General features: G+C 43.2%; 11 protein-coding genes. 10 read left to right on the top strand and 1 reads right to left on the bottom strand.

Features of this window, described 5'->3' with window-relative positions; genetic code table 11:
* The first annotated feature begins 23 nt into the window (after positions 1 to 23).
* Together BLT91_RS13955 and BLT91_RS13960 are read left to right on the top strand one after the other, a co-directional pair.
* Complete coding sequence (locus BLT91_RS13955) at positions 24 to 1769, top strand: polysaccharide deacetylase family protein (protein WP_175532297.1); 1746 nt, start codon at positions 24 to 26, stop codon at positions 1767 to 1769.
* Positions 1770 to 1806: 37 nt separating this feature from the next.
* Positions 1807 to 4275 (top strand): hypothetical protein, encoded by a 2469-nt coding sequence (locus BLT91_RS13960; RefSeq protein ID WP_090821855.1) that lies wholly within the window; start codon positions 1807 to 1809, stop codon positions 4273 to 4275.
* Between the two features lie 350 nt (positions 4276 to 4625).
* On the opposite strand, the gene BLT91_RS13965 is transcribed toward BLT91_RS13960, so the two are convergent.
* Positions 4626 to 7721 carry a discoidin domain-containing protein gene (locus tag BLT91_RS13965; RefSeq protein ID WP_090821856.1) on the bottom strand — a complete coding sequence of 1032 codons (3096 nt, stop codon included), beginning with the start codon at positions 7719 to 7721 and terminating at the stop codon, positions 4626 to 4628.
* Positions 7722 to 7942: 221 nt separating this feature from the next.
* Here BLT91_RS13965 and BLT91_RS13970 point away from each other — a divergent pair, with 221 nt between their 5' ends.
* The 8 genes from BLT91_RS13970 to BLT91_RS14005 all read left to right on the top strand — a co-directional run bounded on the left by BLT91_RS13970 (position 7943) and on the right by BLT91_RS14005 (position 21139).
* A complete protein-coding gene (locus tag BLT91_RS13970; protein WP_090821859.1) occupies positions 7943 to 9730 on the top strand; it encodes a sensor histidine kinase in 1788 nt (595 codons plus the stop codon).
* Complete coding sequence (locus BLT91_RS13975) at positions 9723 to 11324, top strand: response regulator (RefSeq protein WP_175532298.1); 1602 nt, start codon at positions 9723 to 9725, stop codon at positions 11322 to 11324. Before BLT91_RS13970 ends, BLT91_RS13975 begins: the two co-directional genes overlap by 8 nt.
* 113 nt (positions 11325 to 11437) lie before the next feature.
* Positions 11438 to 12775: an ABC transporter substrate-binding protein gene (locus BLT91_RS13980; protein WP_090821863.1), complete on the top strand. Its 1338-nt coding sequence runs from the start codon at positions 11438 to 11440 to the stop codon at positions 12773 to 12775.
* Positions 12776 to 12891: 116 nt separating this feature from the next.
* Positions 12892 to 13773: a carbohydrate ABC transporter permease gene (locus tag BLT91_RS13985; protein ID WP_090821865.1), complete on the top strand. Its 882-nt coding sequence runs from the start codon at positions 12892 to 12894 to the stop codon at positions 13771 to 13773.
* Positions 13773 to 14591, top strand: a complete 819-nt coding sequence (locus tag BLT91_RS13990; protein ID WP_254776943.1) for a carbohydrate ABC transporter permease — start codon at positions 13773 to 13775, stop codon at positions 14589 to 14591. Before BLT91_RS13985 ends, BLT91_RS13990 begins: the two co-directional genes overlap by 1 nt.
* A 33-nt stretch (positions 14592 to 14624) precedes the next feature.
* A complete protein-coding gene (locus BLT91_RS13995; RefSeq protein ID WP_368086803.1) occupies positions 14625 to 16784 on the top strand; it encodes an alpha-galactosidase in 2160 nt (719 codons plus the stop codon).
* Between the two features lie 41 nt (positions 16785 to 16825).
* Positions 16826 to 17773, top strand: a complete 948-nt coding sequence (locus BLT91_RS14000) for an aldose epimerase family protein (RefSeq protein ID WP_090821867.1) — start codon at positions 16826 to 16828, stop codon at positions 17771 to 17773.
* 27 nt (positions 17774 to 17800) lie between these two features.
* Positions 17801 to 21139: a DUF5107 domain-containing protein gene (locus tag BLT91_RS14005; protein ID WP_254776944.1), complete on the top strand. Its 3339-nt coding sequence runs from the start codon at positions 17801 to 17803 to the stop codon at positions 21137 to 21139.
* The last annotated feature ends 134 nt before the right edge of the window (positions 21140 to 21273 follow it).

The following is a 21273-nucleotide window of genomic DNA, read 5'->3' on the forward strand; positions in this document are numbered from 1 at the left end:
GAAAAGGAATAAGGGGGGTTAGCATGAAGCTGGCTAAAGTAGGGATTCTGATAGACGAAAAAGCGGCGAAACGACGTTGGGAGTTTGGAGTCAATGTATTCGAACAATTTCTTGGTGAAATTCTTGCACACCGAGGCATTTCCTTTCAATGGCTAACGGATGTGAATCAGATCAAAGCTTGCCAATTGGATGTGCTTTTAATTGGTTTGATGGAGGAGCATACAGGCACTGCTTCAATCGTATGGGAATTTGCTGAACTAGGTGGAACGGTCATTTCCTATGCCGGATTAAACAGCCTTGCCGAAAGATTTGGATATATGCTGGGAAGACCAGCGGATAAAGGGTACGCTCACCTGCAATCCGACCTTTTCGAGGAAAGCAGACCCCTCCGATTTTTGCAAGCCGCTCCTTGGATTCAGAAGCTCAATTCTCTCCGTGAGGAAGAAGGAGCAAAGAACAATCCCAGTGTTTATCAGGTCCAAGAAACGAAAACGATCGAGCCTATACGGGAAATCGGCCGGATCGTAAAAGACCATCCCAATGGGCAGCACGCTGGCGATGCGCTTCAGCAATTTTCAGTAGGAAAGGGGTTTATTGATCGATGGTCAATAAATATTCCTTATACGGTGGTTGGCCTCATGCAGGGGACAAAGCCCGTTTTCGAGGATGGATATCCTGCGCCTGACGGAACAGGTCCGGTTAACGACGGCGTGCTTAAAGCCGATGATCAAGCAGAAATGGACTGGGATTTGGACCGAGTAAAGACGGAGACGGGTGTCCCTTATTTTGCCCATCCCTATGCGGACTTGTGGCGGGAAATTCTCATTAGCCATCTTCTACAGCGAGTTGTTGGTCAAGACATGACGCTGCCATTTACCGGGTACTGGCCTAATGGTATCGATCATGTGGCTCTGATCTCCTTGGACAGTGACCATACGGGAGATACAGAAGCGGAATCTACGTATCAGCTTCTCCGCGAATGTGAAATCCCCGCTACATGGTGCATGATGGAGAAGGAGTACAGCAGGCCGATGTATGAGCGAATTCTGCAAGCAGGTGACGAGCTCGGCCTTCACTATAACGCGGTTCCTGTGGATCAAGGCAGGTGGGGAGCCGATGAGTTTGAACGGCAAGCGAACTGGTTTAGAGCAACAACCGGGCTTAAGCATATTTCTTCAAATAAGAATCATTTGACGCGAGTGGAGGGCTGGGGAGAGTTGTTTCGTTGGTGTGAAGCCAATGGAGTAGCCTCAGATCAAACTAGAGGGAACAGCAAAAAAGGAAATGTTGGATTCCTATTTGGAACCTGTCATCCTTATTTTCCAATGGCCTGGTCGGATGAACAAAACCGGTTATATGACGTGCTTGAAATTAGCTTTCTTTACGGTGATTTTCTTAGTTTAGATACAAGTCTTATCGCTCCTTTTCTCGAGCAAGCCAAGAGGGTGGAGGGAGTTGCCCACTTTTGCTTCCATCCGATTCATATTCATAACAAGGAATTTATCAGGGACTGGCTTCGGAGCATTGTTAGGCAAGCCAGACCGCAAGGATTTGTATTTTGGACAGGTAAACAAATTAACGATTGGGAGCGGGCACGCAGAAAGCTGCAAATTCTCAAGATTGACCAGGAAGGCAACCCGATGATTGAAGGCCTTATGGAATGTGAAAATGTTGTAGTTTGGATTCCGCTGACGGAAAGTGAACAAGCTCATTATAGTCATGTATCAGAAAGACGGCACGGTGTACTTTGCCGCAAAGCAGTTTTGTAATCATTTAATTATTTCTTAATAAGGAAGTGTAGGTATCATGGAATTTACTCCGGCTGCTGGAGTGTGGAAGGTAGCTCCTATCCGTTGGGAAAATGCTAAGGAAAATGAAATGTCAAGACGCATTTATAACATTTTATTAAGATGGCTCCCATTCGCTAATGAGCAATTTGAAAAATGGGACGAAAAACCAAACAGCGGCCACTTTTTTGGCGGAAATTTCTGGTATTGCTCGGATACGGCTGCGAGCTCGTTCATTTTTGCTGTACTAGCCAAGCTTGGAGATTATGATAGACAGGCAACGGATATTAGCCGTGAAACATTGAAGCAGAAAGCCATCATGGGCCTTCGCTACGCGGGTTTTACTCATGATACAGGACCGAGCGATTGTGTCAGGGTTAAAGGGATCAATCCTTATTGCAGTGAGAAGAAGTGGGGCGGCGAAGGAGATAACTTCTTCATGGCAAGCCAGAATGGTAGATCCATAGCTTCCTTGGCACATGCTGCGTGGCTTCTATGGGATGATTTAGACGATGAAACCAGAATCCTTGTGCAGAATATGGTCGCAAGCTACGCCGATCGCTGGTCGGATGAAGAGCCGCGAAATGGAACTTATTACGATACGCAGTGTGAAGAGAACGCATGGACTTCTGCAGGGATAGCCGCAGGTGTCGCTTTATTCCCGGACCATCCACATCAATCGGCTTGGAAGAAGGGATTCATTGAATGGTCGATCAGCTCTGTTACTACATATAAGGATCGCTTGGCAGACCCATCCGGACTTATTGACACACCAGCAGGGAATCGAATAAAAACGGTCACATTTCACCCGGACTTCACAACAGAAAATCATGCTTTTGTACATCCCAGCTACCTATGTGCAGGAACGAATCTGCGGGCCTTCCACGCCACGCTCTCCTTAATGGGAGGGCAGGAAGTACTCGACAGTGCTGTCCATAATAATGTAAATCTGTACGATCAAACGGTTAAAATATGGGCGCAGTTTGACGGATTGGCTGTTCCGGTTCAGGGACAGGATTGGTGGTACAATCGCCAACATGAGCGTCAATTAACTCATGCGATTTTGAATGTGCTGCACAATCATTCGGATGCAGCAAGGTTTGAGCGAAGCGCACTTGATTCCATTGAGAAGATTCAGCTAAGCAATTCAAGGGGCTGCCTATTAGAGGAAAAAGGAGAAGAGTGTGTAATTAATCTTGCGCATGCTCAGTTTGCCAAAGATTTGGAGCCGGGCTCAGCGCTTGATTTAACAAAATCCTACCTGCTCCACGTCTTTGGGGGTCCAGGAGTGGAGCCACACGACCCAACAGAAATGATTTCACGTCTTTCCGGTGTATATGAATACCCATACGGGAATACCATCGTACATCGGACGAAGGAAAGCTTTAGTTGCTTTAGCTGGCGCAACAATGTAATGGCTTTAAGTCTTCCTAAAAAGGGCTTATGGACGATTACTCCGCTATACGCAAGCTTTACGGGAACAGTTCAGTTTGAACAATCATTGGGAACTCCCGGTTTAACGAACGAATCTATCATTAGAGACGTGATGAAACAACGCATTTACCCATTTGAGGATGGTTTTGGTGCCGTTGTTACCATAGGCAGAGGAAACCGTGAGCTATTGCAGAATGTCGCGTTTGTCGCCCTCCCAAATGGGAATAGCGTTTATGCGGAACAGTTTCATGCCGTTAAGGCTTGTAAAGTGCGTGAACTTAAAACGGGTATGGTAGGGATCCGTAATGAAAATTATTCGGCTATGCCCGATCTTGCTCCGGGCCAGAGAACTCTTTATTTTCCGGGGGATTCCGAAACGTTTAAAGGGTTCTACGGGGATCAGCCCAACCTGGTAAAGAATTATCCAGAATATCCGTATGTAAATATTGATAACGAAATCGGCTATCTGATTTACGGATCCGCAGGGATTACTTATGTGAACAAACATGTGTATCCCAAATGGAAAGGGGTAGAGGATATATTGATTATGAATGATGGCGGTGCTGTGGAGTTTCATGAAAATGAGACCTTAAAGCCCTTCATTGTTGTTGCCCTCCCAAATCAAACTCATGAGGAGACGGCTCTTTCCCATCAAAATGTGTCCCTGCTCTCCGATCAAGCGGAACATGCGCTGCTTCTGGAGATAGATGGTTATTTAGCTTATATCCATTTTGAATCAGGTCAAAGAACAGTCTCAGGTAAGAAACTGCTCAAAGACGGTTCGGTTCCATTATATAGGGGTAATAATCGTATTACATCCGGGCATTACGCATGGTCCGATTCGATTGAAGGATTTAGCAGTGGTTATCTGCCGGAAGTATACCGTTTGGAATCAAGTGAAATGGATTCTCTAAATCTGGATATTAACATTTTGTCAGATCGAATTACGATATTAAATGTAGGCACATCGACAGCCAACTTTCAACTTATTAACACCAAGACAAGGCGGGGTATGAACCTCTCCATTGAAGAGGGCAGGTATGCGATTCATTAATTGCTGGAAGAATTGGACGTTCATAGTCCTGCGAATCCACCAGATTGAGTAATCCTGAATCGTTCTTTTAAGGAATGTTAATTACGACGGGAAACTATAGTTCAACTTCAAAAGAGCTGCCACCCGGCAGCTCTTTATGATCGAACCAAGAGTGTGTATGGGCAAATAAAAAACAACCGGGGATTCCGGCGTTTCCTGCTTCGCTACCTGACAAGCGAGCCTAGAGGTCGGGTGGCTTTCGCTTGCCCATAATTATTGGGGGAAATGGAAGAGAGTTTTTCGGCAAAGATTTAAAGAAGCGACCTTACATCGGTACTAACCGGGATCAGGTCGCTTGGTTATTTATATTTTTATTGATAAATATTGAACATAAGGTCTCGTTTCCCGCCGCTTTCCGTCACCCATGTAAGACCGCCGTCCGTAGATAGCCGTTCAAAGCCCTTCGAATATGGATCGCTATCATTATAGCCAAACCCATATTTGTTGTTGGTTGAACCGTCATTAACAGAATTTGGTGAACGCAGGATGAAGGCATAATGCGTATTCGTATCCAGATTGCTTAAACGGGGATAGATGGAATACGGCGTCAAATTCCCCGGAATATTATAAGGCGGCAAAGATGCACTAAATAGTGTTTTTACTGGAATATATTGATCGTTTAATTGCACGATGTCAATGTACAGATTATCTTTTGGAACTTGATTGACATAGCTCTCATACAGATAAATGTCCATTTTGGGAATATCCGATTTCATAATGTCAAATACCTGCATTCGCTGCACATTAGAACGGATATCGCTGTATTGGCTAAATGGAGCAGTACTGTTATCCTGATTAATGCGAAGCCGTTCAGTATTTGTAGTATTGTTATGATACGCCTCTATTTCCCCGATAGCCGGCAAACGATTCGCGGAAAGAATGGATAGACGAAGCTTTGATGTAGTGATGTCAGGGAAGTCGATCGTCTTCAAATCACCCACCGTATAACCTTTCGTCAAATTGACATAAGCTGAGCCGTCCCAATATTGTAAGGAATAATTCGCAATTCCGAAGGTTGTATTCTTTCTAAGCTCTTTAATGACGACTTGGTTTAAAGGAGTATCGGTTGCAAAATTTATTTCTATCCATTGATTGTTCAGAGTATTGGGACTCCAGCTGGTATGCAAATTTCCGTCGACAACAGCCGAGCCGTAAGTGTCTCCGTAAGTAGACACGGTAACTGTTTGCCCCAGCGCGAGATTTTTAGAGAGCGTAGTTGGGGTTACTCCGGATTCACTGCTTATTTTTAGGATCGTTGAATCTTTTCCGTCAAAATGCTTCGTTAACTTATCCTTAAACGTCCCAAGTCTTGTACCATCAAAAACATCTTCGACGGTGTAGTTTTTGCCCTCCTGGAGCCCCAGGTCGTTAAAGGAAAACGAAATTTCGGCCGGTGCATCGTTCCAATTATTCAGTCCAACATAACGAGTACCTTCTCCATCGTCGAGAAAGGTAACAGATGGGGCATGCTCCTCTAAGTGATAGAAGTTGGACATCTTCACAGGTTTTGCTGCTTTTCCCTTTTTGACAAGATCCAGCAAACCGCTGTTACGCAAAATTCCATATCGTTCCTCTGTCAAAAAAGGTACATTATCCCCAGCAAGCCAGCTACCACCACCCATTGCAACCGTAGTTGCAAGAAGTTTACCGTCCGCTTGGCTGTATTTATACCAAAATCCGTTTGCAAAATTTTCAGGCATGATCATGTCCGGATCGTTATACGAATATATCGTTCCGTTGGAGAACCAAGAAGCCTGCGTATTGAAAGATTGCCTTTCAAAGCCCGAATAGTTTTGGATGCCTATTGTGGTATCACAGCCCGATCTGCGGCCATGGGCAAAGCCGCCCGGTAACAAAGGAGCTATAGATTCATCTATAAAGATAGGCCGACCTGCCGCAAGAATCGTGTCCCGGATAATTCCCAAACTTGTTCTGTAGGCTTGCATACCATTTTGGGATGCGTCATAATGGGCTCCTTCCTGCATACCCACATCAAGGAAATCGATTTTTACGTAATCGTAACCCCAGTCGACGTAGCGTTGTATGGTATCACGTATATAAGTCTGAGTACCCGGATGAGTCGGGTCTAACGCGTAAGTACCGATATAGGTTTTGATCAAGCTTCCCGATGCATCTTTTAGGACAGTATCCCGGAACTTATACGTAGTGTTTGGAATTAGATTATCCAGGTAACTTTCCTGGACGCTAAACGGATTGAAATAAATGCCCGCCTTCAGCCCTTTGGAGTGTATGTAGTTTGCGAAGCTTTTCATAGGGTCTTCACCGGGAACGCGTACAGGCCATTTTTTAGGATCCGCCGTCCAATCGCCATCGGCTTTCTCCCATCCCGCATCAAGATTGAAATATTGGTACCCCGTCTGCTTCAAATGCTCCGCTACATAATCAACGAGCGGGTACATCGCGTCAGCGGTCAAATAATCATAATAGTGGGAATACCAAGTGTTATATCCGACGGGAACATTTCCTTCCCATTTCAATCGGGGCTCGCCTTTTTCATAAACTTGTGCAAATGTCTCTAGACCGGTTCGATAATCATTAAAATATCCCAAAAAGAATTTATCGGAAATGATATCCTTACCGCTCTGAGACCCCCCCCAGTTATACAATGAGAAACCATCGAGGGGCGCATTAGGAGCTGGAGCTTGAATGAGTTTTTGACTGCTTTTCCAATTCTTAGTGGTGGCTGCGCCTGCTACTATCCCACGATTATTCCCTTGGTCAAACACGGAGGTCACCCAATGGCTAATTCCGTTAAAAGGTCCCCAGGGTTCTGCTGCACCATAAACACGATCCGTCTCATTTTGGCTGTTACCGAAATTATTAACAGGTGCAACGCCAAAGTCAAAATTGTTAGAATAAGGCGTAGTATATATCCGTTTATCCGATCCCTCGCCTATATCCAGCCTTGAAGCGGAAATGGGTTCCATAATTTCAACCGCTAGCGGATTTTCGCTTTGTACATCTATATCCGTCATAAGGTAGGAATTATCGGGATACAGATAAAAGTTTTGGATGATTGTCGGCCCTTCATCCAGTTCATTGGATATTGTCAGCAATTGTCCGTTAGAACCGTACTTATCTTGCTCGATCTTTTTCCATGTTGCTTTTCTTTTCGCATTATCTGTCGAAGCGTAACGTTGATCACGGCCAACGGCCTTAAAGTCGGAATGGAAATGAGTAACCATTGTACTCCCGCTAAATGCAATATCTCCAATCCCTGTCTGCAAATCGTAGGAGATTGTGTACTGACCGTTTGTGGCTTTGACCAATTGATGCGATTTCGTGATGGATACGTTTTCGCTTGCTTTTGATTCCACCGGGAAGACAACGAACGAAGCAAAGGTTTGACATAAAATCAATACACCGGATAACCAACGTATTCCCATTGTACTCTCAACGCACCTCTCTATTTGTATTACGGCTCATCAATCCGTTGGCCGTGTATTTATTTTAGATAATAGAAGGGGGGGAATAAATAAAAGATTTTGTGCTTTCTATGTTCAAATTTTTGTGAAACAATATAATGAACATCAAAAATACAAATTGTTGGATTGTGTTTCAGATTCCCTAAGTTAGAATAAGAGAAGAATTATAGGGGGCTAGCAGCATGATTAAACTATTCTTGAATCGAAGCATCAAAACGAAAATTGTCTGGATCAGTGTAGTTATTTCAATGATTCCGTTACTTTTGTTAGCCATGTTATATTATAAAACCAGTACAGAATTATTGGAGACTACGATGTATCGCAACGCAGATCAGAACGCAGATTATTTGAGCGAATATCTGGATAAGTATTTCAGTAATTTTTCGTATTCGGCCCTTCAGTTATACGGTTTTAAAAATATTTTGAATCTTATGGAAAACGGCAACGATTATAACAACGCCGACATCATCAACGTTAGAGACTCCTTAAGCAATTACTTCAGGCTGCTGCAGAGCCAGAATGAAGACATTATTAAAATCATGCTGTACGGGAAAAAGAATACACTCGAAGATAGCTGGTCCAAAGCAAGTATTTATGATTCAATTCAACCGGTAAAAGAAATCCCGCATTCGGAAGATCTGTTGAATTTGCCGTTTCAACATACTTTTATGACGACTTACAAAGATTCTGCCTTAGACCAGTCCTTTTTTGTTTATGCGATTACCGTTTACGACCCTTATTACAAGTATAAAATCGGCACCATTCTTTTTATCATACAAAATAAAGATGTTCAGAAGATGGTCGAGAAGTATAACCGAGCCCCGAATGTGATTGTCTTGCAAAACTCGCGAGGGGACACGTTTTATCAAACTAATTCGAAGTATGATCAAGATATAACCGGTTTTTCCATTCCCGCCTCACCAATCAGCAAAGTTAAACGTGAGTTGAAATTTAATGACCGGCGTGAATTATTGATCGGTACATCCTATCTGGATCACGGTAACATGAAGCTGAATATTGTTTACCCCAGTACAGAATTGAATAAAAACCGTAAATATATTTTTAACCTTACTTTGTTAATTCTATTTGTAGTGATCTTGATTATCTATTTATTCTCCTTAATGTTTCAGAACTATATTACCAAACCGATTCAATTGTTAGGCAGGGCTATGAGCGCCTTGCGGAATGGAAATTTTGCCGTTACGTTAAAAGTAAATGATTGGAGCGATGATATTTCGCAGTTATCAAGAAATTTTAATTTCATGACCCGAAAAATTAGCGATTTGATCGAATCGGAATATGAAATGGAATTACGCAATAAAGAAGCACAAATCATTGCTCTTCAAACCCAGATCAATCCTCATTTTCTGTATAACACGCTGCAGACCATTGGCGGAAAAGCGGTTCTGAACGGAGAATATGAAATTCACGAAATGTGCAGCGCGCTAGGAGATATGTTTCGATACAGCTTCTATGAAGGGAATAAGGAATCGACCTTAGGCATGGAAATGCTTCATATTAATAATTATTTGTATATCCAAAAGTTCCGATTTGAAGAGTTTTTGCAAACAGAGATTGATGTGGCGGAAGAGTTTAGGGGTTATCCTATGATACGTTTTGTCCTGCAACCCATTATTGAAAACGCTATTATCCATTCTTTAGGGAAAACAGTTAAAAGAGAGCTTCATATTCACATATCTGCGATCAGGGACAACAATAACATTGTAATTTTGATTAAAGACGACGGCCCTGGCATTGATGCAAGTGTGCTCGCAGAAATGCAAGATGCATTAGATCAAAAGTCATTGTCTGTTTATTCAGGCGTTTCGATTGGCTTGAAAAATGTACATGAGCGACTGCAGATGGTATATGGGCCGATGTATGGGATCCATGTTGAAAGCATCTTTGGTCAAGGTACGAGTGTCTATGTCACCATTCCATATGCAAAGAAAGGAAATAATCATGTATAAAGTGATGGTTGTCGATGACGAACAGTGGGGAAGAAAAGCGATTTGCAAATTAATTGACGAGCTTTCCGCAAATGTTGAAGTTGTCGCAGAAGCCAAACATGGGGAAGAAGCGCTGCAGCTGATACAGTTTAGCAGGCCTCATATTGTCGTGACCGATATGAATATGCCGGTTATGGATGGCAAACAATTTTTGGAAAATCTCTTTATGCTGCATAAGGAAATCAAGGTCATTGTTATCAGCGGGTATTCGGAATTTGAATATTTAAAAGCAGCCTTAAAATACCAGGTTTGCGATTATGTGCTTAAGCCCGTATCTATTCCGGATTTGAAGAACGCCATCAAGAAAGCTATAGAGACTCTACAAAAAGATGTGGATGTTCTTCATCAGCAGTATCATGCGAACTCGGTTTGGAAATTAAAGCGGGAGGTCTTTCTGCAGCATGTTTCCCATAAGCGAATTTTGAATCAGTCTGATATGGCGATGCAAATGCAAGCTTTTAAAATCGTCCATACTTTTGAACAATACCGTATGGTCATGTTGGCATTTCGACAATTTAATGAGGTGGCAGCAAGTAAATTTCACGGCAACGCCGATTTGCTAATGTTTAGTCTGGAAAATATTTTATCTGACGTTCTAAAAAGCGATGTCCCGTTAATGTTTACGGCTGACGACAGGATGAAACTGTGTGTAATTATGCCTTCGGCTTACTGTGAGGCCGCTGGAATCGGGCAGATTTTAGCCGAGTTTCAACATGCGGTGCTCGATATGCTGAATGTGAACATTGTTGCGGGAATCAGTCGTGAGTATGAAAGGTTAGAAACATTGCCTGCCGCATATGATGAAGCGCTTGCAGCACTGTGGAATAATAAATTTCATATATCCGGCTTGTTCGTTTCTGCTACTGATTCAATAGCGGCACCCTCCCATGCAGAGATCCTGACTATCTTTGATTTGAAGACGATGAAGCAGGCATTCGTTAACAAAAATGAGAAGGTAATTCAAAGCATGCTTGAGCATTTTTTGCGAAAAATTGCCCTAAGCAAGGATATTCGTATCCAAGAGGTTCATCTTGAGTATAAACAATTGTCGGAAACCATAGCCAGCGGTGTGAAGGAAATTCCATATTCCAATCAGGCCATTTCTGATTATCAAGTCCTCCAGTATGTACTGGATCTCGAAGGATTAACGCTATGTATTCAAAAGATGAGCGCGCTGATTTCAGAAGCTTTCTTGCATTTGGGCGACCAAGATTCCTCGTTTCCGGTGCAGGAGATCACCGATTTTCTAAGTAAGCATTATTTTGAAGAACTAAGCTTGGTCGATGTGGCAATGAGGTTTCACCTTGATCCCAGCTACTTTAGTAAGTTGTTCAAGGCATTCACCAATGAGAACTTTATCGAATATTTGACCAGACTTCGTATGGAAAAAGCATGTGAACTGCTCAGTTCATCCGAACGGAAGGTAAATGAAATTGCTGAATTGATCGGCTATGAAAACCAAAGGTATTTTAGTCAGGTGTTTAAGAAATTCACAGGTCAAACGCCTACGGAATACCGGGAATCGCCTGAGAAGCGTATAGGAATTACAAAATAATGAACATCTGCTTCACAAGATTTTGTATTACTGCATCAAGAGCATTTCGCTACAATCAGAAACAGAAGAACGATACGTTCATCTATACATGATTTAAGAAAAGGGGAAATGACATGGAAAAACGAATCAGCATTACATTATGTACCCTCCTTTTTACGAGCTTATTAGCGGGGTGCGGAAATACGGAAACCAAGAATTCTTCCGGATCCGCTCCAGTTGCGAGCGCTGCGGCGACCGCAGCAAGTACAAACAAAACCGATAAAAATGAAAAGCCGGTCACGATCTCTTTCATGCACTTCAAGAGCGACGTCACCGATGGCGTTCAGAAAATTGTCGACCAATTCGAGAAAGAAAATCCGAACATTAAGGTTGAAGTGCAGCCGGTGAAGTATGATGATTACTATACGCTGTTAAAAACAAAAGTAGCTAGCGGGGATGTAATCGATGTATTTTCTCTGAATTCAGGCAGCAATACCAAATCGATTGTGGATGGGGGATACTTGCTAGATCTGACAGACCAGCCGTTTATGAAAAACTTTGAACCTTCCGTCCTTAAAGATCAAGCAACTGATGGGAAAAATTACATCATGCCGCTAAATAGTGGCCCCATTGCTGTGTTTTATAACAAGAAAATCTTCAAAGAGCTGGGACTAGAGATTCCAAAAACCTGGGATGCTCTTATGGCTGCAGCAAAAAAAATCAAGGATTCGGGTAAAACGCCGTTTGCCCTTGGCTGGAAAGACGGGTGGCCGCTTGCCATGTGGGATACTCGCGATCTTCCTAGCAATACGGCGCTTATCGCCAATCAACCTGATTTTTTCGAAAAAATCGAGAAGGGTCAGGCTAAATTCGCGGATAACCCTGCGGTAAAAGTTACTATCGATCATGCCAAACAATATTTTGAATATGGAAACAAAGATCAGCTTGGCGTAGATTATAACGGCGCAGTCGATTTGTTTGCCAAGGGTGACGCGGCGATGATGTACATGGGGACTTGGCCGCTTCAGGACATTGAGAAAAAGAATCCTGACTTATATAAAAATGACGTAGGCTATTTCCCTTATCCGTTTAGCAACGATGCAAGCAAAAACAAACTGGAATTTAACCCGGATGCTTCTTTGGCTGTTAGCAGCAAAACCGAACATAAAGAGGCGGCTTTGAAATTCCTGGCCTTCATGGGAAGCAAAGCAGGCGGAGACGCATGGGTCAATAATGTTAAATCGCTCAGCTATGTCAAAGGCTCAAGCACCAATATTGCTCCGGCGGTCGATGAATTAAAGCCTTATATCGAGGCAGGTAATATCTATAATTCTCAGGCTTATTTGGCAAAAACGACCATTGATTGGGGCGGCCAATTCAGTCAAGACTTGCAAAAATATTTTTTTAATAAGATGACAGCGGATGAAATTATTAAAGATATGGACGATTGGGTACAAAAGAATCATAAATAAACTTAAGTAACTTTGATGTGATGGTATAGGAGTCTGTTAGACGTTCAATAATTTCCTTCGTCTGACAGACTCTTCAATTTTACTTGCTGCTGATATCGTCAAGAAAGGACAGGATCATGAAAGCTTTGAAACGCGCTTGGCGAGCTGAGTCTTGGTACATTTTGTTTGTGATTCCGGGATTGTGTTTATTTCTATTTGCCGTTGTTATACCACTTGCAATGGGGGTCAAATATTCCTTTACCAATTGGGATGGTGTCTCCCAAACGCTTCATTATATTGGCTGGGACAATTATGTTCATGCCATTATGGATAGTGATTTCTGGAGAGCACTAACGAATACGTTCAAATATGCAATTATTTTGACCGTTCTGGTCAATCTCATATCTTTATTGCTCGCGCTTGTTCTGGATTCATTCCTTAAGTTCAGAAACATTTTTAGAACGATTTTCTTTTTGCCGAGCGTTATATCCATCGTTTTATCCGGATTTGTTTGGAGTTATAACTACAGCAAAGGTGTACCTAATTTATTTAAACTGTTTGGAGTTGAAAGTGTAACGAGTCCGTTAGGGAACCCAAACTATGCACTTTGGGGAATTATTGTAATTGCAGTTTGGCAAGGCATTGGCACACCAATGATTATTTATATTGCCGGATTACAAAATATCCCAAGTGAATTAGTTGAAAGCGCTGAAATAGATGGCGCAGGGATCTTACATACATTCTGGCATGTGACCCTGCCGCTAATCGCACCTTCTATCACAATCAATATGGTACTGGTGTTAACAGGGGCACTAAAGGTGTTCGATTTAGTATATGTGACAACCAACGGTGGCCCCGGATTTTCCACTGACGTACTATCGACCTATATTTACCGGGTTTCCTTTGCCTCTCATAAGGGTGGATACGGTATGGCTTTATCCATGATTTTTTTCATACTGCTGGTTCTGGTTACGATGATTCAACTTCAGATTTTTAGAAAAAAGGAAGTGGAATTATAGTGAAACGGGCCCATGCTATTGTATTTACAATTATTTTGATTCTGTCGCTGGTTGTACTTTTTCCTTTATATGTAGCTTTATTAATGTCACTGAAGACGAGCCAGGAAACTTTCCTGTCCTTTTATTCCATTCCTGCGGGATTGCACCTTGGAAATTATATTCACGCATGGAATACTTCTCATTACCCTAAGGCATTCCTGAATAGTCTAATCATCACCTCAGGTTCTGTCCTTCTCATCATTGCCGTATCGTCTCTCGCCGGATATTCGATCGCACGTAGATCAAGTTTATTCTATCAATTGATTTTTCTCTTATTTTTAGCGGGAATCATGGTTCCTTTTCAGGTTACTATGCTTCCGCTTTACAAACTGGGGAAAATTTTGAATCTGATTAATACGCACTGGGGGATCATTCTGATTTATGGCGGCGCTGGCGTACAAACGGGCGTTTTCTTTTATACTGGTTTTATTAAAGCGATTTCGAGAGAGCTTGAAGAAGCGGCAAAAATAGACGGTTGTTCTGTTCCTGGACTATTTTTTCGAATAATTTTTCCCCTATTAAAGCCGGTAACGGCCACAGTGATGGTATTAAATACCCTTTATATATGGAACGATTTCCTGCTTCCATTGCTTTTTCTCCAAAAAGATAAATTTCGTACGATCCCTTTACAGCAGTATTATTTTTTCGGTCAGTATAGCAGTGACCTGAATTTGGCTTTTGCCTACGCCGTGATGGGGATGATCCCAATCATTGCCTTCTTTCTGTTGATGCAGAAATTTATCGTGAAAGGAATTACCGCTGGCGCAATCAAAGGGTAAGTAAAATGATGAACTAAAAAATAAACAGATGAGGTGTCTGCCTTGCCGATAACATTTCACGAAGATTTACAATTGTTCGAAATTCAAATGAGAAGCACCTCCTATCTCTTCGGCATCAATGAAAAGGGGATCATGCAGCAGGTCTATTGGGGAGAAACTGTCGATGCGAGGGAATGTGCGTTTCTTCTGAAAAGTTGCCATCACAGCTCATTTGATGCTGAAGTTGAAAGGGAAAAGGAGGAATATAGCTTTGCAGGCGGATGCAGCTATGTCGAACCTTGTTTGAAAGTTCGGTTTCATGACGGCGTTAGGGATTTAAAAATGAAATACTTCGGTTTTGCTATTCAAAGGGAAGAACAGGATGTTTCATTGGAGAAAATGCCAAACCGTTCCACAGAGACATTGGTTATTACTCTCAAAGATGTTCACTATGATTTATGGGTGAAAATTTATTATAGAGTTATTGCTGATCATAATTTAGTTGAGCGATATGCAGAGGTACTGAATCAAAGTAAGGATGATATTGTTATCGAGCAAATGATGTCCGCTGCATGGTCACTGCCTGTTCTCTCCGATTATCGTCTAACACACGTTACAGGAAGATGGGCCGGGGAGTTCCAATTGAGGGAAGCGAGATTGACGGAGGGAAAGAAAACCCTTGAATCGAGAAGAGGCTTCACAGGACCGCACGCGAACCCCTGGTTTGCGATCGATAATGGAAAAACGGATGAAGTTTCTGGCAAGGTTTGGTTCGGCATGTTGGGTTGGAGTGGGAACTGGAAAATCGTTGCCGAGAAGACAAGTTTTAATCATCTAAGAGTTGTTGGGGGAATGAACGATTTTGATTGTTCAGTGTTGCTGCAATGCGGGGAAACGTTAACTTCCCCTACTTTTACAGGAGGTTACACCTCGCATGGTTTTGGTGAGATGAGCCGAATTCTACATAGTTATCAAAGGGAATTTATACTTCCGTCCCGTGGTCATCGGAGGGTTTTATATAATTCATGGGAAGCAACCTATTTTGATGTGAATGCCAGTGGGCAAAAGGAGCTGGCAAAAGCCGCTGCCAAACTTGGAGTAGAGCTGTTTGTTGTGGATGATGGGTGGTTTGGCAGCAGAAATAGCGATAAGTCGGGACTTGGGGACTGGTATGTAAACCCTGAAAAATTTCCAAACGGCCTGAAGGAACTGATTGATGAAGTTTCGAGCTTAGGGATGGATTTTGGCATATGGGTAGAGCCAGAAGCCGTGAATCCCGATAGCGACCTTTTTAGGGAGCACCCGGATTGGATTTATCAATTCCATACACGTGAGGGCACCCAGCTAAGGAATGAATTTATGTTGAATTTGGGTAAGCCGGAAGTGAAACAATTTATATTGGACTTCATGACAAATTTGTTGAGTACTTATAAGATTTCGTTTATTAAATGGGACATGAATCGTTCCATTACAGAACCAGGGACAGGTGACGATTTCCTAAAACCTCATAACGCCATTTGGATTAGGCATGTGCAAAGTTTATATGCGATATGGGCTGAATTAAGAAAAAGGTTTCCAGACGTTGAGTTCGAAGCGTGCGCCGGCGGTGGATCACGAATCGACTTGGGCATGCTGAGGTATGCGGATCAGGTCTGGCCAAGCGACAATACCGACGCCTTCGATCGGCTGAGCATACAGGAGGGCTTTTCGTACGTATACAGTCCTCAAATCATGATGTGTTGGGTCACTGATTCACCTCACAGTTTAAATGGAAGGAAGTTGCCCTTATCCTTCCGGTTTCACAGTGCGATGATGGGCGGATTAGGAATAGGAGCTAACCTAAAGATTTGGTCGGATGAGGAGTTCGAAGAGGCATCATTCTTTATTCAATTATATAAGGAAATCAGGCCGGTTATCGCGACAGGGCATTTATTCCGATTGCAAACACTTCGTGAATCCCAATTTGCCGCATTCCAATATTTAAGTGAAGATGGCCGTGAAGCCATTGTATTTATTTTTTTGCACGCACAACGGTTTGCCAACGAACTTCCGAGATTATGTCTTCAAGGGTTAGATCAGGATGCAGATTATCAGGTGGATGACCTCGAGAATCAACCCATACGATTCAAGGGCAGAAACTTGATGAACGTCGGCGTGACCCTAAATCTAACAGGTGATTTCGACAGTAAATTGATCCGGCTCAAACGACTTTAATGATAGCAGGTCGGTGACACCGCAAAGAAGGGAATTATTCCATGCTAAGCCATGAGGTAGTGAAAGTATATCCCGCGATCTACAAAGAACGCAAATCTATCGTGATTGAAAATGATAGGTTGAGAGTCGAGATTGTACCGGATATCGGGGGTAAGATCGTTTCTCTTTACTATAAGCCAAGTGGCAAAGAATGGCTGCTTGATTCCGGAAGCCGGCCGTTTGTACAACCTATTTATGGATCGATTTTTACGGATTGGGATATGAGCGGATGGGATGAATGTTTTCCGACGATTAATCCCTGTACCGTTCATGCAAAAGAGAATAATCCTGTTCAATTGCCCGACCATGGAGAAGTGTGGTCATTGCCGTGGAACTGTGAAATGCAGGATCAGTCCATTGTTTGTTCTGTCAGAGGGATAGGGCTTCCCTATCGTCTAACCCGAACCATTTCTTTTCTGGAGACGGGTCATGTCAGACTGGCGTACAGGGCCGATAATTTGGGTCAAGATCAGCTTCCCTTTCTATGGACCGCTCATCCGCAATTTTCGATTTCGGAGCCGACGCAGATTTTACTGCCTGATTCCATGCGCAGTATGCTATGCGTCTATGGCGGCGAGAAGCTGCAGACTGGGGAACAATATGATGTTTCCTCCTACTTGAATATTCAGCCGGAACTTAGAGAGGACGGGAAAAAGTTCTATTATCCGAGTGTCGTTCCTGCCGGATGGTCTGGCTTATACGGCCAGGAAAGCGGCAACTATTTGATTGTTTCGGTACCTGTGGAAAAGGTGCCTTATCTTGGTATTTGGATTGACGAAGGGATATATAACGATCGGGTGACCTGCGCCCTTGAGCCCGGAATCGGATACTATGATTCGCTTGAAATGGCACAAAGTAACGGAACGTCGGTTGTTATTGCATCATCCAAATCGCATGAATGGCATCTGGATCTCAAATTGGGGCAAGGAAGCCTAGAGAAATGGAGTTAATGATATCAAGTCAAGGGAGTGAGCGCATTGAGTCACACGAATCAGCAAGTTCGCGTATGGGAAGAAACCGTTTCAATTCCAACTTACGGCATCGGAGAACCGGATAAAAATCCGATGTTTTTAGAAAAACGTGTTTACCAAGGCAGTTCGGGACGCGTATATCCGCACCCAGTTATCGAGCGTATCGAAGACGCGAAAAAACCTAAAGATTATAAGATGGTTATTTTGGAGAATGCGTTTGTCCGAATTGAGATCATGCCTGAAATTGGCGGCAGGATATACCGGGCGCTCGATAAAACGAATCAATATGATTTCGTTTACTATAATCGCGTAATTAAACCTGCTTTGGTCGGATTGGCAGGTCCATGGATTTCCGGCGGAATTGAATTTAATTGGCCTCAGCATCATCGTCCGAATACATTTGGCCCGGTGGAGTATCGTTTTGCCGAAAACAAAGATGGCAACGCAACCGTTTGGGTGAGTGAAATTGATCGTATGTATGGAACCAAGGTGACCACAGGCTTCACCTTGTATGCAGGGAAAGCCTATTTAGAGATTCAAGCGCAATTATACAACCGCACTCCGGAGCCCCAAACTTTCCTCTGGTGGGCCAATCCTGCCGTAGCGGTAAATGATCATACACAATCGGTATTTCCTCCGGATGTAACGGCTGTCTTCGACCATGGTAAGAGGGACGTATCGCGTTTCCCGATCGCAACAGGAACATATTACAAAATGGATTATTCCGCAGGCGTTGATATTTCACGCTACAAAAATATACCTGTACCGACTTCTTATATGGCTTACAAGTCAGATTATAATTTCGTCGGCGGCTATGATCACGGGGTTGGCGCAGGTCTGCTTCATGTCGCTAACCATCATGTGTCACCGGGTAAAAAACAATGGACCTGGGGAAACGGAGAGTTTGGGCAGGCATGGGATCGAAATCTGACGGATGAAGACGGGCCTTATATCGAGTTAATGACAGGAGTTTATACAGATAATCAACCAGATTTTACTTGGCTGCAGCCTTATGAGGAGAAATCATTTACCCAATATTTCATGCCTTATAAGAATATCGGTGTTGTCAAAAACGCGACCATTGATGCAGCTGTTAACTTGGAAGTAAATGAATTGACGCGTCAGGCCGTTGTTCAAGCTTACACAACCTCCTTATTTGAAGGAGCAATCGTGGAGTTTAAAAGTAAAAGACGCGTCTATTTTCAAGAAGTGCACGAGCTTTCACCAAACTCCACTTTCACCAAACAAATCACTCTGGATGAAGCCGATCAGTTGCATGACTTGATCGTCATTGTCAAAGATGCGAGCGGCAGGTTGCTTGTTTCCTATAATCCGAAAAGATCCGGCATTGAGCAAATACCCGACGCTGCTAAGCCGTTACCCGCACCGGAAGAATTGAAGACGAATGAGCAATTGTATTTGGCGGGTTTACATTTGGAGCAATACCGACATGCTACCTTTGAGCCGGAATCATATTATTTGGAGGGGCTAAAGCGAGATCCCAATGACATTCGCATGAATATCGCTTATGGCACGCTTCTTCTGCGACGCGGCAAATATGCGGAGAGTGAGGCCCTTTTCCGTAAAGCGGTGGCATCGCTCACTTGGCGCAACCCGAATCCTTACGACAGCGAAGCTTACTATCAATTAGGCGTAACGCTTAAGCTGCAAGGCCGGTTAGAGGAAGCATTCTCCGTTTTCTATAAGGCGGTATGGTCTGCTGCATGGCAGGATGCCGGCTATTTCTCACTAGCGCAAATTGCTTGCTGGAATAAGTCTTTTGCGGAGGCTCTGGAGTTAGTCGAGCGCTCGCTTATCCGTAATGCGCGCAATTATAAAGCGAGGCATTTGAAAACAGCACTTCTTCGAAAGCTGGAGCGTTTGGATGAAGCTAAGGCCTTTGCAGAGGAAACAATGAAACTGGATATTGCCGATTTTGGCGCTCAAAATGAATATGTTCAAATTCTGATCGCTCAAAATGAAAGCGGTCAAGCTCTGGAAGTTGCCAATGAACTTTGCCGCTTGATGAGAGATGATGTTCACAACTACATTAATCTATCCTCCGACTATGCCGAATGCGGATTATTTGAAGAGGCTATTGTTGTACTGGAGCGGATATTGTCAGGCAAGAATGAGGATGTATATCCGATGCTGCATTATACTCTCGGTTACTTATATGAGCAAACCGGTTCGCTCGAGCAAGCCGCAAGTCATCGTCAAGCGGGGCAGGCAGCTCCACCCGATTATTGCTTTCCGAATCATCTGTTTGATCTTCAAGTTTTGGAGAGTGCAATTACCGCTTTTCCAGAGGATGATAAAGCTCACTACTATCTTGGTAACTGTATGTACGACAAAAAACGCCATGCGGATGCGAAAGCCCATTGGGAAACATCGGCTTCCATAAAAAACAATTTCGCAACGGTTCATCGTAACTTATCATTGGCGTATTTCAATAAAAGCAATGACTCAGCTAAGGCGCTTGCTTCACTTGAACAGGCGTTTCAATGTAATCAGGCGGATGCACGTGTTTTCTTTGAGTTGGATCAATTGTATAAAAAACTAAGTTATTCTCCGGAGAAACGCATCGCAAAATTGGAAAAAAACTACGCGCTTGTGAAGAAACGCGACGATCTTTATTTGGAATACGTTACGCTGCTGAATTCTCTTGGTCATCAAACGCAGGCCATCGAGAAGCTGAATACCCGAAATTTTCATCCATGGGAAGGTGGAGAAGGAAAGGTTACCGGTCAATATGTTTTTGCTCATGTAGAACTGGCCAAGAAAGCTCTGTATGAAGAGGATTTTGCTCAAGCAATTGTCTTGCTTCAAAAAGCGCTTGTATATCCTGTAAACCTTGGAGAAGGAAAGTTAACTGGCGTTCAAGAAAATCATATTTACTATTATCTGGGGTGTGCTTACGAAGGTATGAATCAGAAGGATCAGGCGCGCGAGTGTTTTACCGTGGCTTCACAAGGCTTGGAAGAACCGGCCAGTGCGATGTTCTATAACGATCAGCCGCCAGATATGATATTTTATCAAGGCATGGCTTGGCTAAAGCTTTATAACGACAAAGAGGCGCAGCGCCGCTTCAACAAACTTATCGATTATGCAGAGAAACACATATTTGATGATGTGAAAATCGATTATTTTGCTGTTTCCCTGCCTGATTTCCTCATTTTTGAGGACGATATGAAGAGGCGTAATGAAATCCACTGTTTGTACATGCGCGGGCTCGGTTTAATCGGAAAAGGCCAATATAATCAAGCCAAAGATCAGCTGGATAGAGTGCTTCAGATAGATCTGAATCATCAAGGAGCGAAGGTACACAGGCAAATATGCGGTTAAAAAGGAATTCTGGGCACTTTTTCGGAACTTGGGTACATAAAGCATTGTCAAGCGATGGAAGAATGACATTAATCGAGCCGTTGGGCTGAAACACTCAGCGAAGCTTGTCGCTGCATGGTTGGAACTGAAGACGG

It is taken from the genome of Paenibacillus sp. yr247 (assembly GCF_900103825.1).
Lineage (GTDB): Bacteria > Bacillota > Bacilli > Paenibacillales > NBRC-103111 > Paenibacillus_E.